The sequence below is a fragment of the Candidatus Gillettellia adelgis genome (assembly GCA_020541285.1).
GTDB classification, from domain to species: Bacteria; Pseudomonadota; Gammaproteobacteria; order Enterobacterales; family Enterobacteriaceae; genus Gillettellia; species Gillettellia adelgis.
Window position 1 is genome coordinate 528,483 of the sequence record CP047043.1, and the last position, 23,266, is coordinate 551,748.

At 33.5% G+C, this 23,266-nt stretch carries 10 protein-coding genes and 1 other RNA gene; 7 read left to right on the forward strand and 4 right to left on the reverse strand.

Annotation, left to right across the window (positions count from 1 at the left end; all coding sequences use genetic code 11):
* Positions 1–230: 230 nt before the first annotated feature.
* Both tsaB and rpsT read right to left on the reverse strand, forming a co-directional pair.
* Positions 231–932, reverse strand: a complete 702-nt coding sequence (gene tsaB, locus GIY03_RS01100; protein WP_457913874.1) for a tRNA (adenosine(37)-N6)-threonylcarbamoyltransferase complex dimerization subunit type 1 TsaB — start codon at positions 930–932, stop codon at positions 231–233.
* A gap of 1,728 nt (positions 933–2,660) precedes the next feature.
* A complete protein-coding gene (rpsT, locus tag GIY03_RS01105; protein ID WP_457913875.1) occupies positions 2,661–2,924 on the reverse strand; it encodes a 30S ribosomal protein S20 in 264 nt (87 codons plus the stop codon).
* A 1,981-nt stretch (positions 2,925–4,905) separates the two neighbouring features.
* On the opposite strand from rpsT, the gene ribF reads away from it, so the two are divergent.
* The 6 genes from ribF to dapB all read left to right on the forward strand — a co-directional run bounded on the left by ribF (position 4,906) and on the right by dapB (position 14,104).
* On the forward strand, positions 4,906–5,856 hold the full coding sequence (ribF, locus tag GIY03_RS01110; protein ID WP_457913877.1) for a bifunctional riboflavin kinase/FAD synthetase: 951 nt from the start codon (positions 4,906–4,908) through the stop codon (positions 5,854–5,856).
* A 1,035-nt stretch (positions 5,857–6,891) separates the two neighbouring features.
* The gene (gene ileS / locus GIY03_RS01115; protein WP_457913878.1) at positions 6,892–9,708 is read left to right on the forward strand and encodes an isoleucine--tRNA ligase; all 2,817 of its coding nucleotides are present in this window, start codon (positions 6,892–6,894) and stop codon (positions 9,706–9,708) included.
* 13 nt (positions 9,709–9,721) lie between these two features.
* Complete coding sequence (gene lspA, locus GIY03_RS01120) at positions 9,722–10,189, forward strand: signal peptidase II (RefSeq protein ID WP_457913962.1); 468 nt, start codon at positions 9,722–9,724, stop codon at positions 10,187–10,189.
* Between the two features lie 55 nt (positions 10,190–10,244).
* Positions 10,245–10,370, forward strand: a complete 126-nt coding sequence (locus tag GIY03_RS01125) for a hypothetical protein (protein ID WP_457913879.1) — start codon at positions 10,245–10,247, stop codon at positions 10,368–10,370.
* A 506-nt stretch (positions 10,371–10,876) separates the two neighbouring features.
* On the forward strand, positions 10,877–11,833 hold the full coding sequence (ispH, locus tag GIY03_RS01130) for a 4-hydroxy-3-methylbut-2-enyl diphosphate reductase (RefSeq protein ID WP_457913880.1): 957 nt from the start codon (positions 10,877–10,879) through the stop codon (positions 11,831–11,833).
* A 1,455-nt stretch (positions 11,834–13,288) separates the two neighbouring features.
* On the forward strand, positions 13,289–14,104 hold the full coding sequence (gene dapB / locus GIY03_RS01135; protein ID WP_457913881.1) for a 4-hydroxy-tetrahydrodipicolinate reductase: 816 nt from the start codon (positions 13,289–13,291) through the stop codon (positions 14,102–14,104).
* 3,505 nt (positions 14,105–17,609) lie between these two features.
* Here the strand turns inward: dapB and rnpB are convergent.
* Both rnpB and rsmI read right to left on the reverse strand, forming a co-directional pair.
* Positions 17,610–17,986, reverse strand: an RNA gene (gene rnpB, locus GIY03_RS01140) — RNase P RNA component class A.
* A gap of 40 nt (positions 17,987–18,026) precedes the next feature.
* Positions 18,027–18,890, reverse strand: coding sequence for a 16S rRNA (cytidine(1402)-2'-O)-methyltransferase (rsmI, locus tag GIY03_RS01145; protein ID WP_457913882.1), 864 nt, complete (start codon positions 18,888–18,890; stop codon positions 18,027–18,029).
* Positions 18,891–21,991: 3,101 nt separating this feature from the next.
* Between rsmI and dolP the strand changes: the two genes are divergently transcribed.
* Positions 21,992–22,567 carry a division/outer membrane stress-associated lipid-binding lipoprotein gene (gene dolP, locus GIY03_RS01150; protein WP_457913883.1) on the forward strand — a complete coding sequence of 192 codons (576 nt, stop codon included), beginning with the start codon at positions 21,992–21,994 and terminating at the stop codon, positions 22,565–22,567.
* The last annotated feature ends 699 nt before the right edge of the window (positions 22,568–23,266 follow it).

Below are 23,266 nucleotides of genomic sequence, written 5' to 3' on the forward strand. Positions count from 1 at the left end.
ATTTTTGCTGATTCTAGTCGCTTATTAAAAGATAATAAAGATCTCCCAGATGTACTTAAGTATTTAATAAAAACTCAGGCAGCATAGTTATTGCGCCTCTGCTTTTTACATTTTCTGTTAAATTAAGTATACTTTAGCTGAATATTTTCACAATCTCTTTGAGATTATCATGCTTTAGATGATTGTGTGATACTGTATTGTCTCAATCGGTCTATAGTATAACATTGTCACTATGTACGACCGGGTAATTTCTTCCATGTGACTTCGTTGTGTAGATATATTAGTTTGGCATTTTCCACTGCGATTGCTAGACCTAGTTGCCAATCCTGCAATGCTAATGGCAGCATGTCTTCTGCAGAAGGCAATAGGATACCTCCATTATATAGATTTAATGTTGAACTTCTAACTAAAGACAAGGACTGTTGCCAAGCGGTACCAACATAAGCCCAGTTGCCTTTCAAGCTATCGCTATACTCTAATACTTGAGTGTATGAAAGCATAATCTCTCCGTTTTTTTTATTCCAATGACCCTGCTGTTGACGCTCGAATTGTCCCCAATAAACTTTGTTTTTTCGAGCCTCGATTGCTGCCAGTACCCGTTCAGCATGGCTAACCCGCCAAGCACCTTGCGCCATGGTTTTTAAGGTCGAGATGCCTAACATTGGTAAATCCGCACCTAGCGCTAGTCCCTGTGTAACACCCATACCAACACGTACACCAGTGAAATTTCCAGGGCCACAGCTAAAGGCTAATGCATCAAGCTGGTTAAGCAGCAAGCCACTATCTGATAAAATTTGTTGAACTATAGGTAAAATGCGTTGTGTATGTTGTCGTGGATTTAACTCAGATAAGACTAGGATTTCGCCGTTATTATAAATAGAAACAGAACAGGATTCCGTTGATGTATCTATGGCTAAAATTTTCGTCGACATACCAACCTCTAGTGAGAAAAGAGTAGTATTACATGTAGTGTTTGTATTATGCCAGTTATATAGCAAGTTCTAAGGAAATAGACATGAGGTGATAAACAGCACGGAAACAATTTAAGCATCTTTTATGATAAATTTATGATAAATTATAGATGGAATTCTGCAGTATAGGATTACTAATGCATAGTCGCTGATAATCAACTATTGTAGTGAGTAAATCATCTAATTTGCCTAATACTGCAAGTGTGACACATATATTCTGATTGTGATGCTGTGACGAATGAAGACGGTAATTGCTTATGCGTTTTTTTCAATATGTTATGTTAGTGTTTATTGAATTGATATGTAGTTATAAAAAATAATTAGTGAAGCTATATATTAATTACTACCACATAGCGTATTACCTTTGCTATAAAATGATAATTTTATCCGCAAGAATGCTATGACTTATCTGCGTTATTAGAGGTTTTCCCCGATTGTAATGCAATTGATAAGATTCCTTATTTCGCAGATGGTATGGTAGATAATTATCTTAGCAATATCATTTAGGCCCAGCGAACTGAATATCGTTATAATTAAATAACTGCTACTAATTTTTAAATTATGGACTTTTTGGTAAATCGCTAATTGTATGCCTGTTGATTTCTTATATTGAATATATATTGTTAATGAACAAATAAAGCTATTCTTAATGACTTTATGTATAAGTTCATATAGGTTACGCAAGTGTTTTTTACGGTTCTTTCTTTATTGGGATGGCATATTATAGTATTAAATAATTTTTATAGTTCCGGTTATAGCAGTACAGCTATTTGTTAAGTCTGAAGTAGTCTATAAGATATAACAGCATGTATTGACTCGATTAATTATGACTTAGCAGTAATTGACAAGATATTATCTTGTAGATAGTTAATAAATTTTTTGGATATATAATATTTGAGCGAGCAATCCGAGTTTTGATTGTAGGATTCTAGTGTGCTATGATGCCACGTTTTCAATACTGTGATATGTAACATTTAATGAAAATAGATATTTTACTAATCATGTCGGAGTGTTTTAGAAGTTAATAACATCACTGTTATAGGGGATAATAACTTCTTTTTATATTATGGCATTTATGCATTGGTAAAAAGAGAAATGAAATTATGTTACTTTCCGTATCGTAAAGTTATTTGTATTTTACAGAACCGGGCGTTCTTATAAAATCAAGATACTTCATAATTATTAGTAAATAATTTGATTATTTAAAAATATGATTAAATACTTAAAAACAGGTGTAAAACGTAAAGCTATTGAGCTCCATGCTCACTTTTCAATTTAATTAAGTATAGAGTGTTTATGTTATAAATTGTATATGTTAGTTGTCTATTCTTGCGTTGAGAACTTATTAATGTCATCCTGTAAACATGCATAAACTCTACTTCTCAGTTTAGCTGCTAGGTCAGCTTTACTTCTGTGATATTATTGAGGTTTTCTGTTTTGCTATCTTTAGTACTCAAAGTATTGTATAAGTTCTTTAACACAAAGAATAAACTAGAGAAATATTCTAACTACTTCTCATTCTAACATGGAGCTCAGTATCGTGTAAAAGGAAAGATTGGTTTAAGGTGATTAAATTGCTAAAAATTATTTGTAAGCATATCTAGTACAGGCTTTTTGAGGCGTATCTACCAGTAGTGATAGGAAACGTACCACCAGTCTGCACTAGTTTTGTTAACTATAACCTAATGCTTACTGCATTCGGTTAATACGTGTAGTTAAATTAGATTTGTGGCGAGCTGCTTTATTTTTATGGAGCAGTCCTTTAGTCGACTGACGATCTAGTAGTGGTTGCATTATAAAAAAGGCAACTTGTGCTGCTTTTTTGTTGCCTGATTTTATAGCTGCGTCTACTTTTTTAATAAAGGTTCGCACCATGGAGCGACGACTAGCATTATGCTTACGACGTTTTTCAGACTGTACGGCGCGTTTCTTAGCTGATTTGATGTTAGCCAATGTTTCACTCCTCAATATATTATGTTTAGGAAAGCTTAAAGATTAAAGTATACGCTTTTTAATCTTCGATGATCAGTTTTTTATTTTAAATGCTCTTTGTTTTAGAGGCGCCGATTGATAGTGGATAATAGCATATTATGTTAATAACTTTAGGTGTGTAGTATAGTATGTCCAGGACGATCTTGGAATGATGTTTTAAAAATCTAGCTATAGTGAGCGGCACTGAGTTATTACTAGGCATAAGTCATTTATCGACAGGTAATCTCTTATATAATGCTTGTTCTATCATTTTTTTATTTTAGTAGTGGTCTGTTATGTATCAGAGAGTTCATACTCTACATGTGTTTTGCCTAAAATGTCTTTCAGTGAAAAATATAAATAGCTTTACTTAATGTTATCAGATCTAAAAAATTATTTATTATGCTTGTATGCTATATTTATACTGTATATTCATCATGATACCCTACCTAATTTGTTTAGTTAAACAGTATATTTATCTAACGTTTTTAGGTTATTTGAATAAAGGAGCTATCTGATACTAAAGGTATATTTAAAATATTTGAATCAGTTATCTGCTGATGTAATATGAATACATCAGTTCTTACAATCATTAATATCAGTCGGTTAGTAGCCATCAATCACTAGATGCAAGACTTTATATTGTATAGCGCGAGAATACGTTACTATGTTTATCCTTTACTACTTAAAAAATTGCATCTAGAATAATGAGTAAGATATCTGATGATCGACACAAAAGGTAACACCTTAAAATAGCTATTATATTTATAATATGCAGTTTATTTAAAGATTGTAGTGGTAACACACGAAGAGTGTGTAACTTTGTTGTAATGGTAATGCTGGGTATTAAGATTATGTGAAGTCGTTATAACTAATAAAATGACTGGTTAGACCACTTGAAACAAGTATGTGTTATGTAACATCTTTTATTAAAGAGCCTAACATAGTATTCGAGGTATCTAGAATTTTATAAATATTTTATCTAACATCACTGATGCTGATGAATAACAATAGATCGTTGCTTAGCTGTCTAGTGTATAATAGAGCGGCTAATTAGTAGTGATTAGATGATGTCTTGCGACGCTAAACATACAGGTAACTAAAACATTTAGATCCTATATCTTTTATCCTTGTAACCATCAATGCATAATGACACAATAAAAGTATAATAGGTGTCACTCAGGAAAAACGAGTATCTAAATGGGTAAGGTGATAGACTCGTTTGGTTGTATTGCTGGATACAACAGTATGAATTGATAAGATATCCTTCTATGATCAAGTCTAATAAATTAGTGCTTAAGAAATTTAAAAAAATGGATCGTGACGATAAGCAGTCACGTTTTATTAGGTCGCTATCAACTAAAAGTATTTCCTTGCGAGTAATTGCAAGTGCAGTGTACGTTATGCAGATAGTTCTTTATATCTGGCATGTAAGTAGATAACATTTGGTATGCATCAACTCATTAAGAATGATCTATCTAATCTCTAGATCAGCATACGTTAAAGAATTAATAAATTTACGGTTTGCATTATACTCAAATAACTGTCGACACATGGCTTGTAAATTTTAAATGGCTATTTTAGGTATTTATCAAGATAGTAATGCACTGAAATATAATAATAAAGCTTAGTAAGTATATTAGTGATTGAGTGCTCATGAAATATAGTAGCTTTATGTAGTCATGTTTCTTCTTTGTGCATATTTATACTATGAGTAGTTAATTTTGTTTCTTCCGATTAGTGTGTTTTGTATAGTCAATTATATGACTTTTATTACAGGTAGAGTCAGTCAGTAATAAATCAGGTTCTAGATATAAGTATCAGTATGTGGTGGAGATAATTGCAACACCCTAATATATACTAATGTTGCTGTACAACGGATACAAATAAAAGCATAAAATGCACATTACATTGATCAATAATATACAGTATCATACATAGATTGTATGATTTTGATTGAGCTATGCAGCTGATTCGCGGAATTCATAATCTTCATACGCACCATCATGGTTGCGTGCTTACTATTGGTAATTTTGACGGTGTACATCAAGGTCATCAGGAGGTACTCAAGAAACTAAAAAAAGTAGGACGATCGCTGGATCTACCTACCATGGTCATGATCTTTGAGCCACAGCCGTTAGAAGTATTTAAAACACATCAGGTACCGGCGCGTCTGATGTGCTTACGTGATAAGGTCAAATATCTAGTTAAAGCTGAAATAGACTATCTATTGTGCGTGAAGTTTGATGCAGGTTTTGCAGCTAATACTGCACAAGCATTCATAAATGAATTACTCGTTAAAAAACTTGGCATTAAATTATTAATAGTGGGAGATGATTTTCACTTTGGTGCGGGTCACCAAGGTGACTTTGCATTGTTACAGCAGGCTGGGGAAGAATATGGATTTCAAGTGATTAGCATTACTACCATTTGTGCAAGTGGTTTGCGTGTTAGTAGCACTGCTATACGTTATGCGTTGAATAGTGACGATCTTCTTTTGGCAGGAAGTTTGCTAGGTCATCCATATAGTATATCTGGCCGTGTAGTTCATGGCAATGCACTAGGACGCACTATTGGTTTTCCTACTGCTAATCTTCCACTGAAAGGTCTTGTATCACCTGTGAAAGGTGTCTATGCAGTGGATGTATATGGCGTACAGCCTAATCCACTCCCAGGCGTGGCTAATATCGGTACGCGTCCGACACTTTCTGGTGTCTGCCAGCAACTGGAGGTACATTTACTAGATGTTACTATGGATCTGTATGGAAACCATATTGATGTTGTGTTTCAGAGAAAATTGCGTAATGAAAAACGTTTTATTTCTCTGGATGCACTAAAAAAGCAAATCGCTGATGATATAGTAATGGTGCGCCAGTTCTTAGCGTTAAAACATAGTTCGCATTGCTTACTATAAAAATATATCTAGTTATTGAAATACTTCTTGCATTAGACAGCTCAATTTATGGTCATGAAAGTTCATTTATTACTGGGACAAGCAATAAATCAACTACTCATAGTATAAATATTCAAAAAAGAAGAAACATACCTAGTATAAAGCTACTATATTTCATGAGCACTCAATCACTAATATTCTTAATAAGGTTTTTATTATTACATTTCAGTGTGTTGCTATCTTGATAACAACGGAAACAATAGCCACTTAAAAATTATAAATCCATATATTGATAGTTATTTGAGTGTAGTGAAAACCATACAGCTTATCTATTCTCTAGAGCATAAGCTTTTTCTAACTACGCAACTCTTATTTAAATATGAATAAATGATAAGTGTTAGTCATGCATTCTGTGCATGATTCAAAGTTTACAATGCACGGAGCGTTAATTATAAAAAGTATTTTCTTATATATACATAAAAGATAGATACTTCTCAAAATCTGCAAAAAGTTACAAATGTTCCAAGAATGACGAATTTACATGTTATTAACACTATTCATTCGTCACACTGAGTAAGACTGGTATTTGGTTAAATGCTTAATAAAAAAATGCTTAGAACAATAACCACTAGAATTATCTTTACCGATCTAAAACCTTATCAGCAGTTTTGTGTGCATAATATATCTAACACAGTCATCTAAAATATGACATACATTAATAATGATAATCTAGTCCATTGTATCACAAGTAAGATAACTTATTTGATCGTACATAGAATGTAAACTATATTTTGATAAACTTAATGATACAGTTAAAAACTGTGGATGGGCGGGTGATAGTGGTGAACAATAAAACAAACAATCATTATTGCTGCGCCGTAACATAGGTGTCCTGTCAAGACAGAGGCCATTGATTTTACAATACTTTTAGTATTCGTGGGTATGTTTTCGTACAAGATCAATGATGACTTCCAGATAATAAGATATCACTTTGAGCTCATGAAGTACAATTTGAAATATCATTAGCAAATCGTTGAAAACGGAAATAAAAATCTTATGAGTGATTACAAGAATACCCTGAATTTACCGAAAACAAGGTTCCCGATGCGCGGAAATCTGGTACAACGTGAGCCTAGTATACTGAAACGTTGGTACGCACAAGATTTATACGGGATGATTCGTGCTGCTAAACAAGGGAAAAAAACTTTTATTTTGCATGATGGACCACCATATGCGAACGGTAGTATTCACATTGGTCACTCAGTTAATAAAATTCTTAAAGATATTATTATCAAATCGAAAGGATTAGCTGGTTTTGATGCACCATATATCCCAGGATGGGATTGCCACGGCTTGCCTATTGAATTAAAAGTTGAACAGTTGTATGGAAAACCGGGCGAGACACTGAGTGCGTCCGAGTTCCGACAAAAATGCCGTGAATATGCCGATGAACAGGTTAAATTGCAAAAGCAAGAGTTTATTCGCCTAGGTGTTCTGGGTGATTGGGGACATTCATACCTAACAATGGACTTTAAAGCTGAAGCTAATATTATTTGTGCATTAAGTCAAATTATTAAAAATGGCCATTTACTCAAAGGTGAAAAACCAGTTCACTGGTGCACTGATTGTTGCTCCTCGCTAGCAGAAGCGGAGTTAGAATATTACGAAAAAACATCTCCTTCAATTGATATTATGTTTCGCGCTGTTGATGCTGATGTAGCTGCAGCTAAGTTTGGTGTCAAAAATTTTATTGGGTCTCTCTCAATGGTCATCTGGACTACTACTCCATGGACATTACCTGCGAACCGTGCTATCTCATTACACCCTAATTTTAATTACCAACTGGTACAAGTTGATCACCAGTGTTTTATTATAGGGAGTGAGTTTGTAGAAGATGCCATGAAACGTGTTAACATTACTAAATGGATCGTTCTAGGTAACTGCAAAGGCAGAGATTTATTGTGGCTACGTTTTCGACATCCGTTTATGGGATTTGATATATCAGTGATTCTCAGTGCTCATATAACATTAGGTATGGGGACCGGTGCAGTGCATATTGCTGGTGGACACGGCCCGGAGGATTTTGTAATTAGCCAAAAATATAAATTGGAAATTATTAATCTTGTAGGGCCAGATGGTTGCTATCTAATAGGCACTCATCCGATATTAGATGGAAAATTTGTATTTCAGGCTAATGAGCTGATCATAGATCTTTTGCGTGCGTCAGGTGCCTTGTTGTATGGAGATAAAATAGTACACAATTATCCATGTTGCTGGCGTCATAAAACGCCGATTATCTTCCGGGCTACTCCACAATGGTTTATTAGTATGGATCAAAAAGTTCTACGCGCTCAGTTGTTAAAAGAGATTAAAAGCGTGCGTTGGATCCCGGCCTGGGGACTGGAGCGTATTGAAACTATGGTAGCTAATCGCCCAGACTGGTGTATTTCGCGTCAACGCACTTGGGGTGTGCCGTTGTCATTGTGGGTGCATAAAGATACAGGACAGTTACATCCGCGTACTGTAGAGTTAATGCAGGCAGTAGCTAAAAAAGTTGAACGTAGTGGTATTCAGGCTTGGTGGGATTTAGATTCCGCTGATTTCTTGGGAGATGACGCTGATAATTACTTGAAAGTATTAGATACCTTAGATGTCTGGTTTGATTCTGGTGTAACACATACTTTAATGGTTAAAGAGCATCCTGCATTCCATAGTGCTATTGCTGATGTGTATTTAGAAGGTACTGATCAATATCGGGGCTGGTTTATGTCATCTCTGATAATTTCCATGTCAATACTAGGAACAGCCCCTTACAGGGACGTGCTGACTCATGGGTTTACTGTTGATCATCAAGGACGCAAGATGTCTAAATCAATTGGCAACATCATCAGTCCGCAAGGGGTGATAAATAGGCTAGGCGGTGATATTTTGCGTTTTTGGGTAGCTTCTACTAATTATACCAGCGAAATCGCAGTATCTGATGCAATTTTGCAGCACGCTGCTGATTCTTACCGTCGCATACGTAATACTGTGCGTTTTTTATTGGCTAATTTAACCGGGTTTGAGCCTAGCATGGACTGTGTAGTACCGGAAAAAATGATAGTGTTAGATCGCTGGGTTGTAGGTCGTGCGTTGTCAACACAAGAGGATATTATACAGGCCTATGCGAACTATAATTTTCATGAAGTCATACAATGTTTGATGAAGTTTTGCTCGGTTGAGCTGGGATCCTTCTATTTAGATATTATTAAAGATCGGCAGTACACCGCTAAAAGTGATAGCATCGCCCGTCGCAGCTGCCAGACTGCTTTATTTTATATTGCAGAGGCAATAGTCCGATGGATATCACCGATTATGTCGTTTACTGCAGATGAAATCTGGAATTTTTTACCAGGTAAGCGCTCGCAGTATGTGTTTACTGAAGAGTGGTATCAGAACTTATTTAGTCTAGCGGAAGATGAAAATATGAATAATACTTTCTGGGCTGAGATGATACAGGTACGTAAAGCAGTAAATAAGGTACTGGAAAAAGCGCGTGCTAATAAACGCCTTGGAAGTTCGCTTGAGGCGGCAGTGATTTTGTACGCCGACAATATATTATTAGAACGACTGACAAGCCTACAACACGAACTACGTTTTGTACTATTAACTTCCGCTGCGTACGTTGCACCATTATCTGAAGCTCCAGTGCATGCTCAGGCGACGGAATTCTTGGATAGGTTAAGAATTACCTTGCATGCTGCAAAAGGTGAAAAGTGTTTGCGTTGCTGGCACTATACCACCGATATTGGCTTAGTCGGTAAATATACAGATATATGCAATCGCTGTATGACAAATCTAGTTGGAGAGGGTGAAAAGCGTCATTATGTCTGAGGCAGAATACTTGATAAGTCAACGAATCAATTCAACTGGCTTGCGATGGCTGTGGTTAGTAGTAGTAGTGTTGATCTTGGATTGTTCTAGTAAGCAGTGGGTGATTAGCCACTTTGTATTGGGTCAATCGGAACCCTTAATGCCATGGTGTAGTTTATATTATGCCCGTAATGATGGTGCTGCATTTAGTCTTTTAGCTGGGCATAACGGCTGGCAGCGCTGGTTTTTTGTGGGTGTAACTATCGTGATTGTTTTAGAGTTGCTGATGCTTATGTACCATAGCAGTGCGAAAAAAAAGCTAATCAATATTGCGCATGCTTTTATGATTGGTGGTGCGCTTGGTAACTTGTTTGATCGTATATGGTATGGTTTTGTAGTGGACTTTATCGATTTTTCTATCGGTAATTGGCACTATCCGACCTTCAATCTAGCGGATAGCTTTATTTGCATAGGTGTATCGATGCTCTTATTATGCTCATAATGCTTTTATAATCAGAGTATATATGGGTAGTTTGTAATCTTAGTGATTAATTATTATGAAATTTTATGAGATTAATAAATATTATGCCTCAGTATTTTGCCCGGTTTTAGCGTTAGAGTTTTTAAAATTAGTGAACACTGATGTAGTATGCCATCACGATCTTTCTGCAATCTTAGGATAAGAAATATAGCCAGCTTCCACTGGCTAAAAAAAGTAACTATAAAAATACAGGTGATTAGTAATAAATTATCCGGTTGTCATTGAAGATGTACTATTATTATATTTATGCGGTGGCTATAAATCACTCACTCTGCAACTCGACTAGTATCATCGGAAAATTTACCTTCTTCTTTTACATAAAGTGGTTTAGTTTTGCATATATAAAAATAATTATTTGGTGCGTATACAGATAATATAAGTACTTAACTTTACTGTTGTAATGAGTATTAAGAATAGAAGAACAGAATTTAATTAGTTCTTTTAATTGTGCATTTTCTCACAGAACAGTATTTATGAAATAGATGTTTTATATTATTAATACCATTAGTAGTCGTACAACATCTAGATTAGAACATACAGTGCAGTATTGGAATACTTGAATATAATGAATATTAAATATTATTGACAGGTTATTCAGTGACCTTTAAGACTGCAGTACTAGCGATAACTCTAAGAAGTAGGAGTAGAATGAAAATATTACTCGCTAACCCACGCGGTTTTTGCGCTGGAGTTGATCGTGCGATTAGCATCGTTGAGCGTGCTTTAGAACTTTATGGTAAACCAATCTATGTGCGACATGAAGTGGTTCACAATCGTTATGTAGTTGACAGTCTACGCAACCGTGGCGCGGTGTTTATTGAGGAGATATCTTCAGTACCAGACCGATCTATTCTTATTTTTTCGGCACACGGAGTATCTCAATCTGTACGTGCTGAAGCAAGATGCAAGAATTTAACCGTCCTTTTTGACGCTACGTGTCCGCTAGTAACCAAGGTGCATATGGAGGTTGCTCGTGCTAGTCGCCGTGGTATTGAGGCTATATTAATTGGCCATGCAGGCCACCCAGAAGTAGAAGGTACTATGGGCCAGTATAGTAATCCACACGGTAGAATATACTTAGTAGAATCCGTAGAAGATGTGTGGAAAGTGCGGGTGAAAAATGAAAATAAGTTATGTTTTATGACTCAGACGACGCTGTCAATAGATGATACCTTAGACGTGATTAATGCGCTACGTCATCGCTTTCCTAATATCACTGGTCCGCGCAAGAATGATATTTGTTACGCTACTACTAATCGTCAAGAAGCTGTGCGCAATCTAGTTAATAATACAGATATAGTGTTGGTAGTGGGATCACAAAATTCCTCGAATTCTAAGCGTCTTGCAGAACTGGCTCAACGCTCTGGCAATCCCGCTTATCTGATTGATTCTGCGAGAGATATTAAAAAATGTTGGTTAAAAAAAGTACGTAATATTGGTGTTACTGCCGGTGCTTCTGCACCTGAGGTGTTGGTGCGACAAGTAATTAGTCATCTAAAAACACTAGGTGCTATAGAAGAAGTGCATGAAACTAGAGGTTATAAAGAAAACATTGTATTTAACATGCCCAAAAATCTCCGTCTAGATGTCAGGCAATGTAATTAAATTAATGAATTTTCTATAACATTCATATTTCTTTAGAGTAAGAACAATTTATTAATATGCATCTAAATACTATTATTAGTGTTGTAGACATAGTTACTGTAAGATGATACCTATAATTATAAAAGATGTTTATGAAGGAATGATGTTATATGATGAATGATAGAATTTTGCTTGTTTTCCAGTAACAGTCAGGGCGAAAGCGCTGTTATTGTAAATGCTATAATGGGGAGAGAAGCTCAGTATATTGTAGTTATTATACTAACTTTAAACTTAGTATGTGTGGTGATTATAAACAGTCTTATTTTACGACATCCGCTATATATCAGTGTATTAACAAGAATTAAAAAAGTTTAAGATTAAAGTAGGCACTTCGATAGTTCTTGAGTATGAGAGAGAGTTTATAGAACATATCGATTCTTCAGGAGAATTTTGTGATAATGATATACAGCATTGTTACATAAATTAACAAATAGTAAGTATACGTTATACTGTATCGTATGTAACCCAGTAGCTTTACCGTGAAGGTTAACTGGAACGATCACGCTATCTACCATATAAACATAATAAAAAATGCTATAGTTATAATACAGTCCATAAGGTAGCTAAGACGCTTAATTTTCTGGAACATTAATACTATTTACCCGACACAGCTAATATCATTACATATTTAAAAAAATGCGTAGTGAAGAAATTTAGATATCAGAAGTTTTGAGCATTCATACGTGTTTACACATCCTAGTATAGGAAATATAAGACATATAGTCAATACTATAATTTACAAATTTAATTTAAACAACTATTAATTATTGTGCTTCTTGATGCAAGAGACAGTCATCCTTGATCATATAAATAACATAGATAGTTCTTTATGATACATGAGATTATCATATAGCGTGTAGTTATGTGCGCTCAGTCATTTGATAAATTTTTGGTTCATCTTATAAATAGCTAATATTCTTAGGTCCTAATAAAGCTTTATAATAGAAAATACTGCTAATTTTAATCGATTACTACGAAACAATAAATGTTGGAAGCCATATTTACAGTCTAGGTGTATAACTTTTTATATAACTAGTGATTCATGGACATTATCATAAACTAGACGTTTATATTATATTGCCATAGGATTAAATCTAACTCTGTGAAATGCAAACAGGTTTAATGATATGCCATAAATTTCAAGATATGTAAATAAGATATTGCAAGAATTTTATTTCTAGATTTTTAGGTATTTGACTATCGCTTCAAGTATTGTAGTCTCATGATATGATCAATCTTCTGGACGCATAAAGTAAAATGGATGATTTCTATTAATTAATGTATATAGAATGAGGCTTAAAAGCATGCATCGATGTTAGATAGATGCGTTTATTTTATAAGCCTAGTAAGATAAGTCTCTCGGGATATAACTAATAATCTAGATTGCTGATCAAGCATCTTAATGAAAGAGAAAACATGAGAAATTCACATCTCCGTTTAGCAATTACAGGTGCTAGTGGCCGTATGGGGCGGCAACTAATTCGCGCAGTACAACAGTCAGAGAACGTGGTGCTGGGGGCGGCTTTATTGCGCCCGGGTTCTACTCTAATGGGACTTGATTCTGGTGAAGTTGCAGGTATTGGTAGAATAAATATTCCTCTAAGTGATAACTTAGATCAAGTAATAGATGATTTTGACGTTTTAATTGATTTTACTTGTCCATCTAGTACCTTGACATATTTAGATCACTGTGTAGAAAAAAGAAAGTCGATAGTCATTGGTACTACGGGTTTTAATGATGATAACAAACAAATCATCTTCGATATGGCAGAACACATCGGAATTGTATTTTCCGCTAACTTTAGTGTTGGTGGTAATTTAGTACTAAAATTATTGGAGCAGGCCGCCCAGGTAATGGGTGATTCTAGTGATATTGAAATTTTTGAGATTCATCATCGTCATAAAGTAGATGCCCCTTCAGGTACTGCATTGACCATGGGAAAAACAATCGCTGCTGTACTGGGGCTCGACCTAAAAGATTGTGCAGTTTATGCACGTGAAGGCTATACTGGTGTACGCCATGCCAAGAGTATTGGCTTCGCTAGTCTTCGTGGTGGGGATATTATTGGTGATCATAGTGCAATATTTTTTGATATTGGCGAACGGGTTGAAATTACTCATAAAGTCTCTAGCCGTATGACTTTTGCTAGCGGTGCTGTGCTAGCAGCGTCTTGGTTGTATAAGCGTAAAAAAGGGTTATTTAACATGCGAGATGTATTGAATATTAACTAACTAGACTTAATACGATACTGGTATAATTAGGTGATATTAGCATGAGTACACAATAATGATAGTGATGTTTATTAGATAAAATATAGAGTTGCAGTAAATTTTTTACGAGGCTTTTATTCTTATATATTAAGGCGTTATTATAATATGTACAGCGATGTTCATCAAGTAATTTTATAGCTGTAGTACCTTCTGGTTTTTTATGATATTTTGAAAATCATCGACTTACCTACGCTTCATATTATGTGGATTAATTCTGCAAGCATTAAAGGAGAGGAGCATAGCACAAATAAAAAGTAAGAGTTCTTCTTGTAGAAGGTAATAATACTTATTAAAAGAGTCCTGTCTGATTTTTTTTAAAATCTTGTAGCATCGAAATAATATTAAGCGCTGCTTGAGCAAATAAAATATTATTTAATATATCATATTAAAATATACACTTTCCCATAAATATACAATTTTAATCTGCGATATTAGTTCTACAATTTTAGTCAGTAGTTTACAGACTAGGTATCGGCAGATATGGATATGGTATCGAAAAGCAGTGATCTGCAAGACATCGATAACTAGTGATTAAGATAACATTGCTCATGTTCTTTAATTGTTACCAGTTTATTGTTCTTGTTTATTTATTATCAGTACATATGGCAATCGGGATTCTTTATCAGAATCCTAAACTATTAAACTGAAGTCCTAGTTATTTCGATCTTCTATTTTTATAAGCATCTACTAAAATAAAATAGATCTTTTGTATATCTACAGTGCATCAATCTTATGAGAACCAATCATATTGATATTCATCAGAAAATCTATATGTTTCTTATGAAAGGTACCAAATTACTATATTGCGACTCAAACTTACTAGATGTTGCGTGAATTTTTGTTAGGCATTTAAGAGTTCTCGAGCGGTACGGTGTCTCTAAAAGAGCGGTGACCACTGTAAAATAGAGGTGTCATTAATTACAACACAGCAAGCAGTAATAAGCTATCTAAAAGGGGTTTAAAACATCAAAACTTGATTTTATCTAGTGACTTACTATTACAGTATTACATGTAATACTAGTCCTTATATGTGCTTACGCCTGCTATGTCATTATAGTTTAAGACAATACTTTAGTCGACTAGACCCTGTATGCATTCTAATAGTACCTGAAAACGAAATATTCAGGTAATTTATAATGATGCGATAATATAATTACTCTGATTATATGCTCCTAAAGACTGTTATTCTATGATGTAGTATTTATTTAGAGCATTAATTATTAGCACTAGATAGTAAAATTAAAACTACAAAATAAAAGATGAGTTACTATGATCATTACTACCTCGTGAATAATTTTGAAAAAATTTATCATATTACTATTTAATATCATGTTTTTAAAATTGATGAGCATGGTCTATTAGTAACTTGGTAAATAATATGCCTATTATTATTTTAACTAAATAACGCTGGACTGCTTAGTACGCCAATAGATCAGTCTTTAGATTTATGATCACCTAGAACTCGTTTATAACTGCACGACGCTCTATTACTTATATGAATGCTCTATAAAGTTAATGAAGATTTTATTGCTATAAAATTAAACAATGAGAATTGATAAAATATTAGAGTATCTTAATACTAAGACTCTTAATCTCGAGTGTTGGTTAGATTATTAACAACCAGATATGTAAATTCAATGATTCAAATGTACAGGTGTGCATTGGGATATATAAAGAGAATGACTACATGTTATTTTTTTAATGAGGGAATATAACGTCTTAAGTACAAAATAAACCCTGAGAGACTACTATACGCTTGATTTTCGACTGACTGAATAGTTTTATTTTTTACATAATTTAGAGAGCGACACACAGTTGCACTTTCGTTTCAGTTTTGTTTCGTGGTTATACTAAGAAACACTGTCTATGATATGAGCGGACTAAGCAGGTGGCTCCTAAGTGCATAATTCACATATCTACTAAAAGACCAGTAGAATGCTATGGGATAAGCTGTGTTTTTAAAAAGCTTTCATCTATTTTAATTGTATATACATGGGGCTATAATACAACCTAACTAAGTTAGTTAACAAAAACGATAATGCTCGTCAGCTATGAGGTGCTAATTTATAAGAATAAATTCATAAATAACAATATATTAAAATCCCATAGTTGCTCTATCAATTTATATAACTGTATATTTTTATATAACTGTATATTTATATGACTTAATCATGTATTTATTTTGTAACATCACTTACATTGAGATGTACAAGTGTAATATTATTTATACAATGGTGATAGATAAGCACTTTAATCAAACATTAGTTGAGTTATATTAAACCAAAAAGCTTAGCATTAGTTATTAAAGCATTAAAATGAACGAAAAATTTAAAAGATAGTTGTTTGAACTGATATTCCATAATGACTAATAATCTTGTATTTGTAATTGTTACAGATATTTAATATTTTATGAAGAATCTTTTGTATAACAACAACAGTGATATTATTTTTAATAAAATATATAATTTAAGAAGCTTTTATTACACATTCTCTTATATAAGAGAATGTGATTACATGGAAATTATATTATAGGTATATAACGGTCGCATCCCTTAATATGATGACTCAGCCTCTTTGTCTTTAAGAAGAGTGTTATATGTAATTATACTATAGCATAATATTAATTATATAACGTTGCAGGTATAATATAACAACTGAGATCTTTATTTGAGTATAAGATAGGAAATGTAATAATCTACAAAATAATTTTATTCTGCAGTACATCATAGTAACCTATTTTATACAACATTAACAAGCGTTCTTAATAACTCAACAGATGTATGTTGTGATTTATGAAATAATATTATTACGTGCATAATTAACTTTAGAGTAGATTATTAGTAATACAGATCGAGTCTCACTATCTTTACTATTTATACTATAGTTTAAATTTTATGTGCAAATGTACACCACAAAATATGTCACTTTTGCAATGCATAACTGAAACTGACTGGGAATAATGCATATAGAATAACTGCTTTTCAATGAAAATATATTATTTAAATTGCTTAAAATATTTCATAGTTGAAAAATGTTAATAGATACGATTATGTTATCGTATAATATACAGCATAAATTGAAGCACTCACTGTAAAAGAATAATAATATGATCGAGTAATTATTAAAGCATATGAAAATAGTAGATACTTAAAGTTAAACTATTGTACATCTAATACAGTGCAAGGTTTATACTCTTACGTATAACGAACACTGAAGCGCTATCAGGTCTTAAGTGTCTATTAAAGGAGTCACGCCAAATAAATTAAAGTAATTAATCGATGTATAATTAGATACAGTTATGCATGTTTGTTGACGATTAAGGTTGGAAAGATAGTACCCTATATTCTGAAATTTTTGCTTATCTCTTAGTGATAAGCATCTAAATTCTTATTGTTTGTTTGGAATTTAGCGTTAATAAAATTATATTTTCTTGTTCTTAGTAAAGAAATCAATTATTTTTCTTTATTAGTGAAGTTGACCGATAAGCCGGGTTCTGTCTTGGACAGTCATTCCTCTAGGCCAGCAATCACTCGCTGACTCAAGCAGCCTACCCGGATTCAGTGCGAGCCGTACCATATGAATCCTTATTTGGCCTTGCTCCGAGTGGAGTTTACCGTGCCGTAAACTGTTGCCAGTCACGCGGTGCGCTCTTACCGCACCCTTTCACCCTTACCTGATTCTGATGCGATGAACCATTGGCGGTTTGCTCTCTGTTGCACTAGTCGTAAGCTTGCGCTTCCCAGGTGTTACCTGGCACTCTGCTCTATGGAGCCCGGACTTTCCTCCCCTTCATTTGTTTTCCTATAAGGATATTAATGAAGCAGCGACTGTCTAGTCAACTTCATTATTAATCATAGCACTCGTGATAAGTAGGTCAACTTTTTTATGACTCTGATTGTTCTAACGCATATTTATATAGCGCATTTTTCTTTAATCCATGAATTTTCGATGTTATCAGCGCTGCCTTTTTTATTGATAGTTCTTGTTGTAATAGAGAGAACGTATGTCGTACGTTAAGCGGTATCTGATCCTTTTGCAACTTATAGCCCTCTACGATTAACACCATTTCACCGCGGCGGCGTGTTTCTTCTTCGTTTACCCAAGATAGGAGACATTCTATTGGTGCGCCATAGATTGATTCCCACGTTTTAGTGAGCTCACGTGCTAATACTATATAGCGTTTTGGTCCTAAAACAGTCAGTATGTCTTGCAAACTCTCTAATAAACGATAAGTTGATTCATAAAAAATTAACGTTCGTGTTTCTTCTTTTAGAGACTCGAGCGCATCCTTGCGTCTTTTGCTTTTTTTTGGTAAAAAACCTTCATAACAAAAACGATCTGAAGCGACGCCAGAGGCGCACAGAGCAGTAGTTATGGCGCAGGCTCCTGGTAATGGGACGACGCGAATAGAAGCTTTGTGACATTGGCATACTAAATAATAACCAGGATCATTGATTAATGGTGTTCCAGCATTAGAGACTAATGCAATACTTTGATTTATTTGTAATTTTTCTAGTAGTTGTTTAGTTTTTTGTTTTTCGTTATATTTATGCAGTGCAAATAATCTTGCGGTAATAGAAAAATGTTGTAACAGCAATCCGGTATGACGAGTATCTTCTGCTGCAATAAGATCAACGTTTTTTAATATTTCTATCGCCCGATATGTTATATCGTTTAAGTTTCCGATTGGCGTAGGTACTATATACAACGTCGATGCAGTAATGATAGATTTTGTATCTTTCTTCATTAGTTACCCAGATTACAGATTGAATGTTCTTTTATTTTATTAAAATAGACTAGATACTATATACTTTCCTTCGCGTTTTGCTCTATATTAGAGAATATCAAGCCTCTTCAAATTACTAAAAATATAAAAAAATCCCTGTACTAGCGAGTTTTATCAATTCGATATTGCATCGTGTTCTATTCATATAAAATGAGGCTGATTCCTTTTTAGATCACTATTTTAAGTGTTATAACTGAAAAATAATAATAGTATTATTAGTCAATAACAATTACTTACTAATCGTTTTATATAACAGATGTTACTCCATGCTAGCGAGGAGTTAAGAGCATTGCAAATAATCTTCGTGACAGATAATTAATAAGGCGTAAAATTACAGCGCGCTAAACTAGTATTTTCTAGAAAAAGCACGACCACGGCGCATAGCACTAATAGTATTTGAGCGTATTAATCACCTACCCAGAATGTCATTCTTATTACAAAACAATTACTGGAGATTCCACTATCTGTTCTGTATTTTTAATCTTTTTTAAGTTGCTGCAAACAGCAATATGAATAAGCTAAAAATTCTAAAAAATCTCAATAAAACGAAAAACACTCCTATAGTAACATGATAACACATCATGATGAATCTAATGATTAATGCCTGTGAGGCATATGAGGCATATAAAGAAACGTTAGATCTATCTACTGAAGACTTGTTCAGGGTAATTAGCAAAGTTTATCCTACTGTAGGTAAATATTACATAGAGATAAACTTGACACTCATATAATCTAGCCGAGAAATATCAGTAATTTTGTGAAGCTTATATTGTATGCCACTTAAGTTCTACTTCAAGCATGGATTTTTTGTTTCTATGGAGTAAATGCATATAGGTATTCTGTACTGTTATTATGTAAGGGTTGAGGTTACTCAGAATAATTGTTGGATTCTTACGAAAACTATACAATTAATAAAGCGCTTTATCTTATCTGAAGAGCTAAGATCTCTTCAGATCCTAACACTAGAAAATCGCTTAGTACTTCAGTGCAGCTATGAGATCAGAAGAATTCTGTCTGCAGCGTTAATCTCTTATAGAAGACTAAATCTAATAGGTTCATCAAAGTATATATGATATCATTTAGCAAATATTATCGGCATTGCTTGATATAGTTGAGCAGGATGATGCTGTTTTGGCTGTCTAGCGCTATTGCAATAAAACGTTAATTGTTGTGTTAGTGGTTGTGCTATGCCGTACACGTTACCTCTGTGTTAGAGAAAGATCAAGAATCATCACGGACACATCTCTTGTGATCAGAATATAATATATTTTATATGTTCATAAGGTTTGCTCATCTATTTTATTTATCCGTGAATAGTTTAGAATTTTCTACGTTAGCATATACTTAAAAATGAAATTATTTAGGATATACATCAGACTGTTGTTATAAGATTAAGCTCTAGACATTTGCTGTGATACTATCACACAACTACTGCTATACTGACTGCGCAGATCTTGTGGCAATTGCTTTACTAAAATTTTTGATGAAACAGTTAATAGCTAGATATTGCAAAGGTATTGCAACAGAATACTCACTTGTATAATAAAGCATTAGGCAAAAATATTGCACATGTTTATTTAATGAGTACTCGTATTTTACTATTTTCTGAATTATTCAACAAATTTATTTTAAATTTATCCTTTCAGGATAAGAAGCATAAAGTCTATAATTTTATTGGTAGTACAAATACTGTCCATATTGAATCATGAGATTGATTCAATATTGATTACATTGCTTATTGATATCACTTCTGACTTATAGAAGAAGCACACTAATATGCGTCATCCAAAACAAGCAGTAAGACTGGTCACGATATATATGTATTTGGAATAGAATAGTTAGTATTTAGAGATATCCCATAATTAATAGGCATCAATCGCCATGATTAAATCTGATAATTATATATTATTACAGTATTTACCTGTTACACTACTATACTACCTAAATATGATCAGAATATATACCCTTATCATTAGTGTTGCGTGATCGCTTGTTTGCATAACGCTATTCGCTTTCCCTAAGACTCTTTATCAGTATAATATTTTATTATTATGTTAAACTATGTCGCTCACCAAGAATGCTATTCTTACAGTATCGCTAAGATATAAACATTTTTATGTTATAAATTTACGTATTATCCAAGCGACTTGTAAGTTATTAGTTTTTTCTATAAAGCGCGTTAGTTTTAGAGTTTTACGGAAGTGCACTGTTTTATATCATGCATGATATATTAGCTAAGTGTTGATTGCTATGCATATTACTATCGCAATGATAGTAGTGCTATACTGTTAATAGTATTATTTATCAAGAAAAATTTACTCTGAGCATAGGAGTAAGGTGGCAAGAAAGTAGATAGAGTGGTATCACATAATGTTCGTTGTTAAATGTTACCACTACTAACAGTAGTTGGTTGTCATGCTTAGTCTCTGTAAATACAGAGAATCTACATGTAGCTCTTTTACTTAACATATTGATAAAGTATTTTGAATAAAATTCAAACTTGCTTTATCAAAAATATAATAATTTTAAAATTAGTATCGGAGAAGTCACTAAACCTATCTTTTATTTAACAATAGTACTATTGTAATCTTGACATTGTAATTATAACATTTATATTTAAGAAATAGTAAAAAGCTTGCGATTGCATTGCATTTTTTCACTAACATAATTAATCGTTTTGTAATTGCACACCGCATCTTGATAGTCATCTTACTTGATTCTGATAACTTAAAGTTGAGTGTTGTTATTGATATTTTACTACATAGGGTATTCTACGTTATGTAGATTTCCGTATTTGTATGCACTAGCTTTTAGTTATTTAAATTAGAATAACAGCTGTCATATGATAAAGCAGTTAAAGTAACAGTTATATAAGTATTGTAATAATTACGATTACCGACCATGAAACCGAGGTTGGTATTTAATATATTTAGCTAAAAGCAATTTTTTATTTATTGCTTCGTATTGCATATATGAAAGAAATAAATATATACACCCTGAAGAGTGCCCGTGTGATCTGACGGATAATATCTTCTGTCTACTGAGACAAACTAAGGATAAACATGAACATAAAATCCTCATGTGCTACGTTATGTAGCGCTTTGCTATTGCAAAGTTGTATTGCTAGTGTAGTAGTGGGAAGTGCAGCGATTGCTACAAAATCCATCACTGACCCGCGAAGTCTTGGTACCCAAGTGGACGATGCTACCTTAGAAGCTCGCGTTGAAAATGCGTTGCATAAAGATTTGCGGTTGAAAAAACACTGCCGAGTAATCGTTACGGCTTATAGAGGAAGAATTTTATTGACTGGTCAATCTATAAATAATGATGTTACTCGTTATGCCTTAGGGATTGTCAAAGAAACTAACGGTGTTAAGGAAGTGTACAACGCGATCCTTCATACAAAACCAATCAGCCTACGTACCATTTTTTTTGATACTTGGATTACCGCTAAAATATATTTAAATTTACTTATCAGTAGTACAGTTAAAGCTTCTAACATAAAAGCTACTACGGAGAATAGTGCAGTGTTCCTTCTGGGCCTAGTTACGCCATTAGAAGCCAAGGCGGCAGCGAACATAGTCAGTAAGATCAGTGGAGTAAAACATGTTACTACTGCTTTCAGCTATATAAGGTAGTTACATATCTAATACGATATTTTGCTTATATCCTGTTTATCTTAGAATACTTAATCATTCTGCAAGCAGTGGTGAATGGTTATTGAATGGTTGAACATTTTCATATTCTCTGAAAACTGAGATAAGATTAATGTATCGCATTCTAATTTAGAATGCACTGTATTTTAGTTTTAAACTTTTGTATATGTTAGATTTGTTGATAACAATAACAGAGCTAGCCATGTCTGTATTTTTTGTAGATCTACCTATAAGACTGGTTGTTATATTTAGTGTCAGGTTATAAGGGAGTAAATGGTAAAGCTAAACATTTATCACTATCGCTTAGTTTTTATTAAATCTTCATAGTAAGTACATGTTTTATCAAGGAAGCACAATAGTTCTAAATGATTGAAGTAATTGCTTTGGTTACAATAAATAAATGATGTTTTAATCATATTATATCGTACTTTTTAAGTATCGTACTATCTATATAGTTTAAATTATCTTTCATCTGATATTTTCATGCATATGGCTATCTTAAGGGTTGTATTTCGAGGTTTTTTAGATTTACGTCGAGGGATACATCATTTTTCTTTGTCTTTAATATAGAGCATCAATAGATAAGTTGATTTATCTGATCAGATCGTTCTGTATTAATGTTTATAAGTTTTATGAACTGATTTTTTGCTTCTGCATTGTATTTATCTAGTAGATTTAATG

Excerpts from the sequence above, each read along its gene's own strand:
- tsaB (WP_457913874.1), bottom strand. The coding sequence starts at position 932 with ATGTCGACGAAAATTTTAGCCATAGATACATCAACGGAATCCTGTTCT.
- ribF (WP_457913877.1), top strand. The coding sequence starts at position 4,906 with ATGCAGCTGATTCGCGGAATTCATAATCTTCATACGCACCATCATGGT.
- ileS (WP_457913878.1), top strand. The coding sequence starts at position 6,892 with ATGAGTGATTACAAGAATACCCTGAATTTACCGAAAACAAGGTTCCCG.
- GIY03_RS01125 (WP_457913879.1), top strand. The coding sequence starts at position 10,245 with ATGAAATTTTATGAGATTAATAAATATTATGCCTCAGTATTTTGCCCG.
- ispH (WP_457913880.1), top strand. The coding sequence starts at position 10,877 with ATGAAAATATTACTCGCTAACCCACGCGGTTTTTGCGCTGGAGTTGAT.
- dapB (WP_457913881.1), top strand. The coding sequence starts at position 13,289 with ATGAGAAATTCACATCTCCGTTTAGCAATTACAGGTGCTAGTGGCCGT.
- rsmI (WP_457913882.1), bottom strand. The coding sequence starts at position 18,890 with ATGAAGAAAGATACAAAATCTATCATTACTGCATCGACGTTGTATATA.
- dolP (WP_457913883.1), top strand. The coding sequence starts at position 21,992 with ATGAACATAAAATCCTCATGTGCTACGTTATGTAGCGCTTTGCTATTG.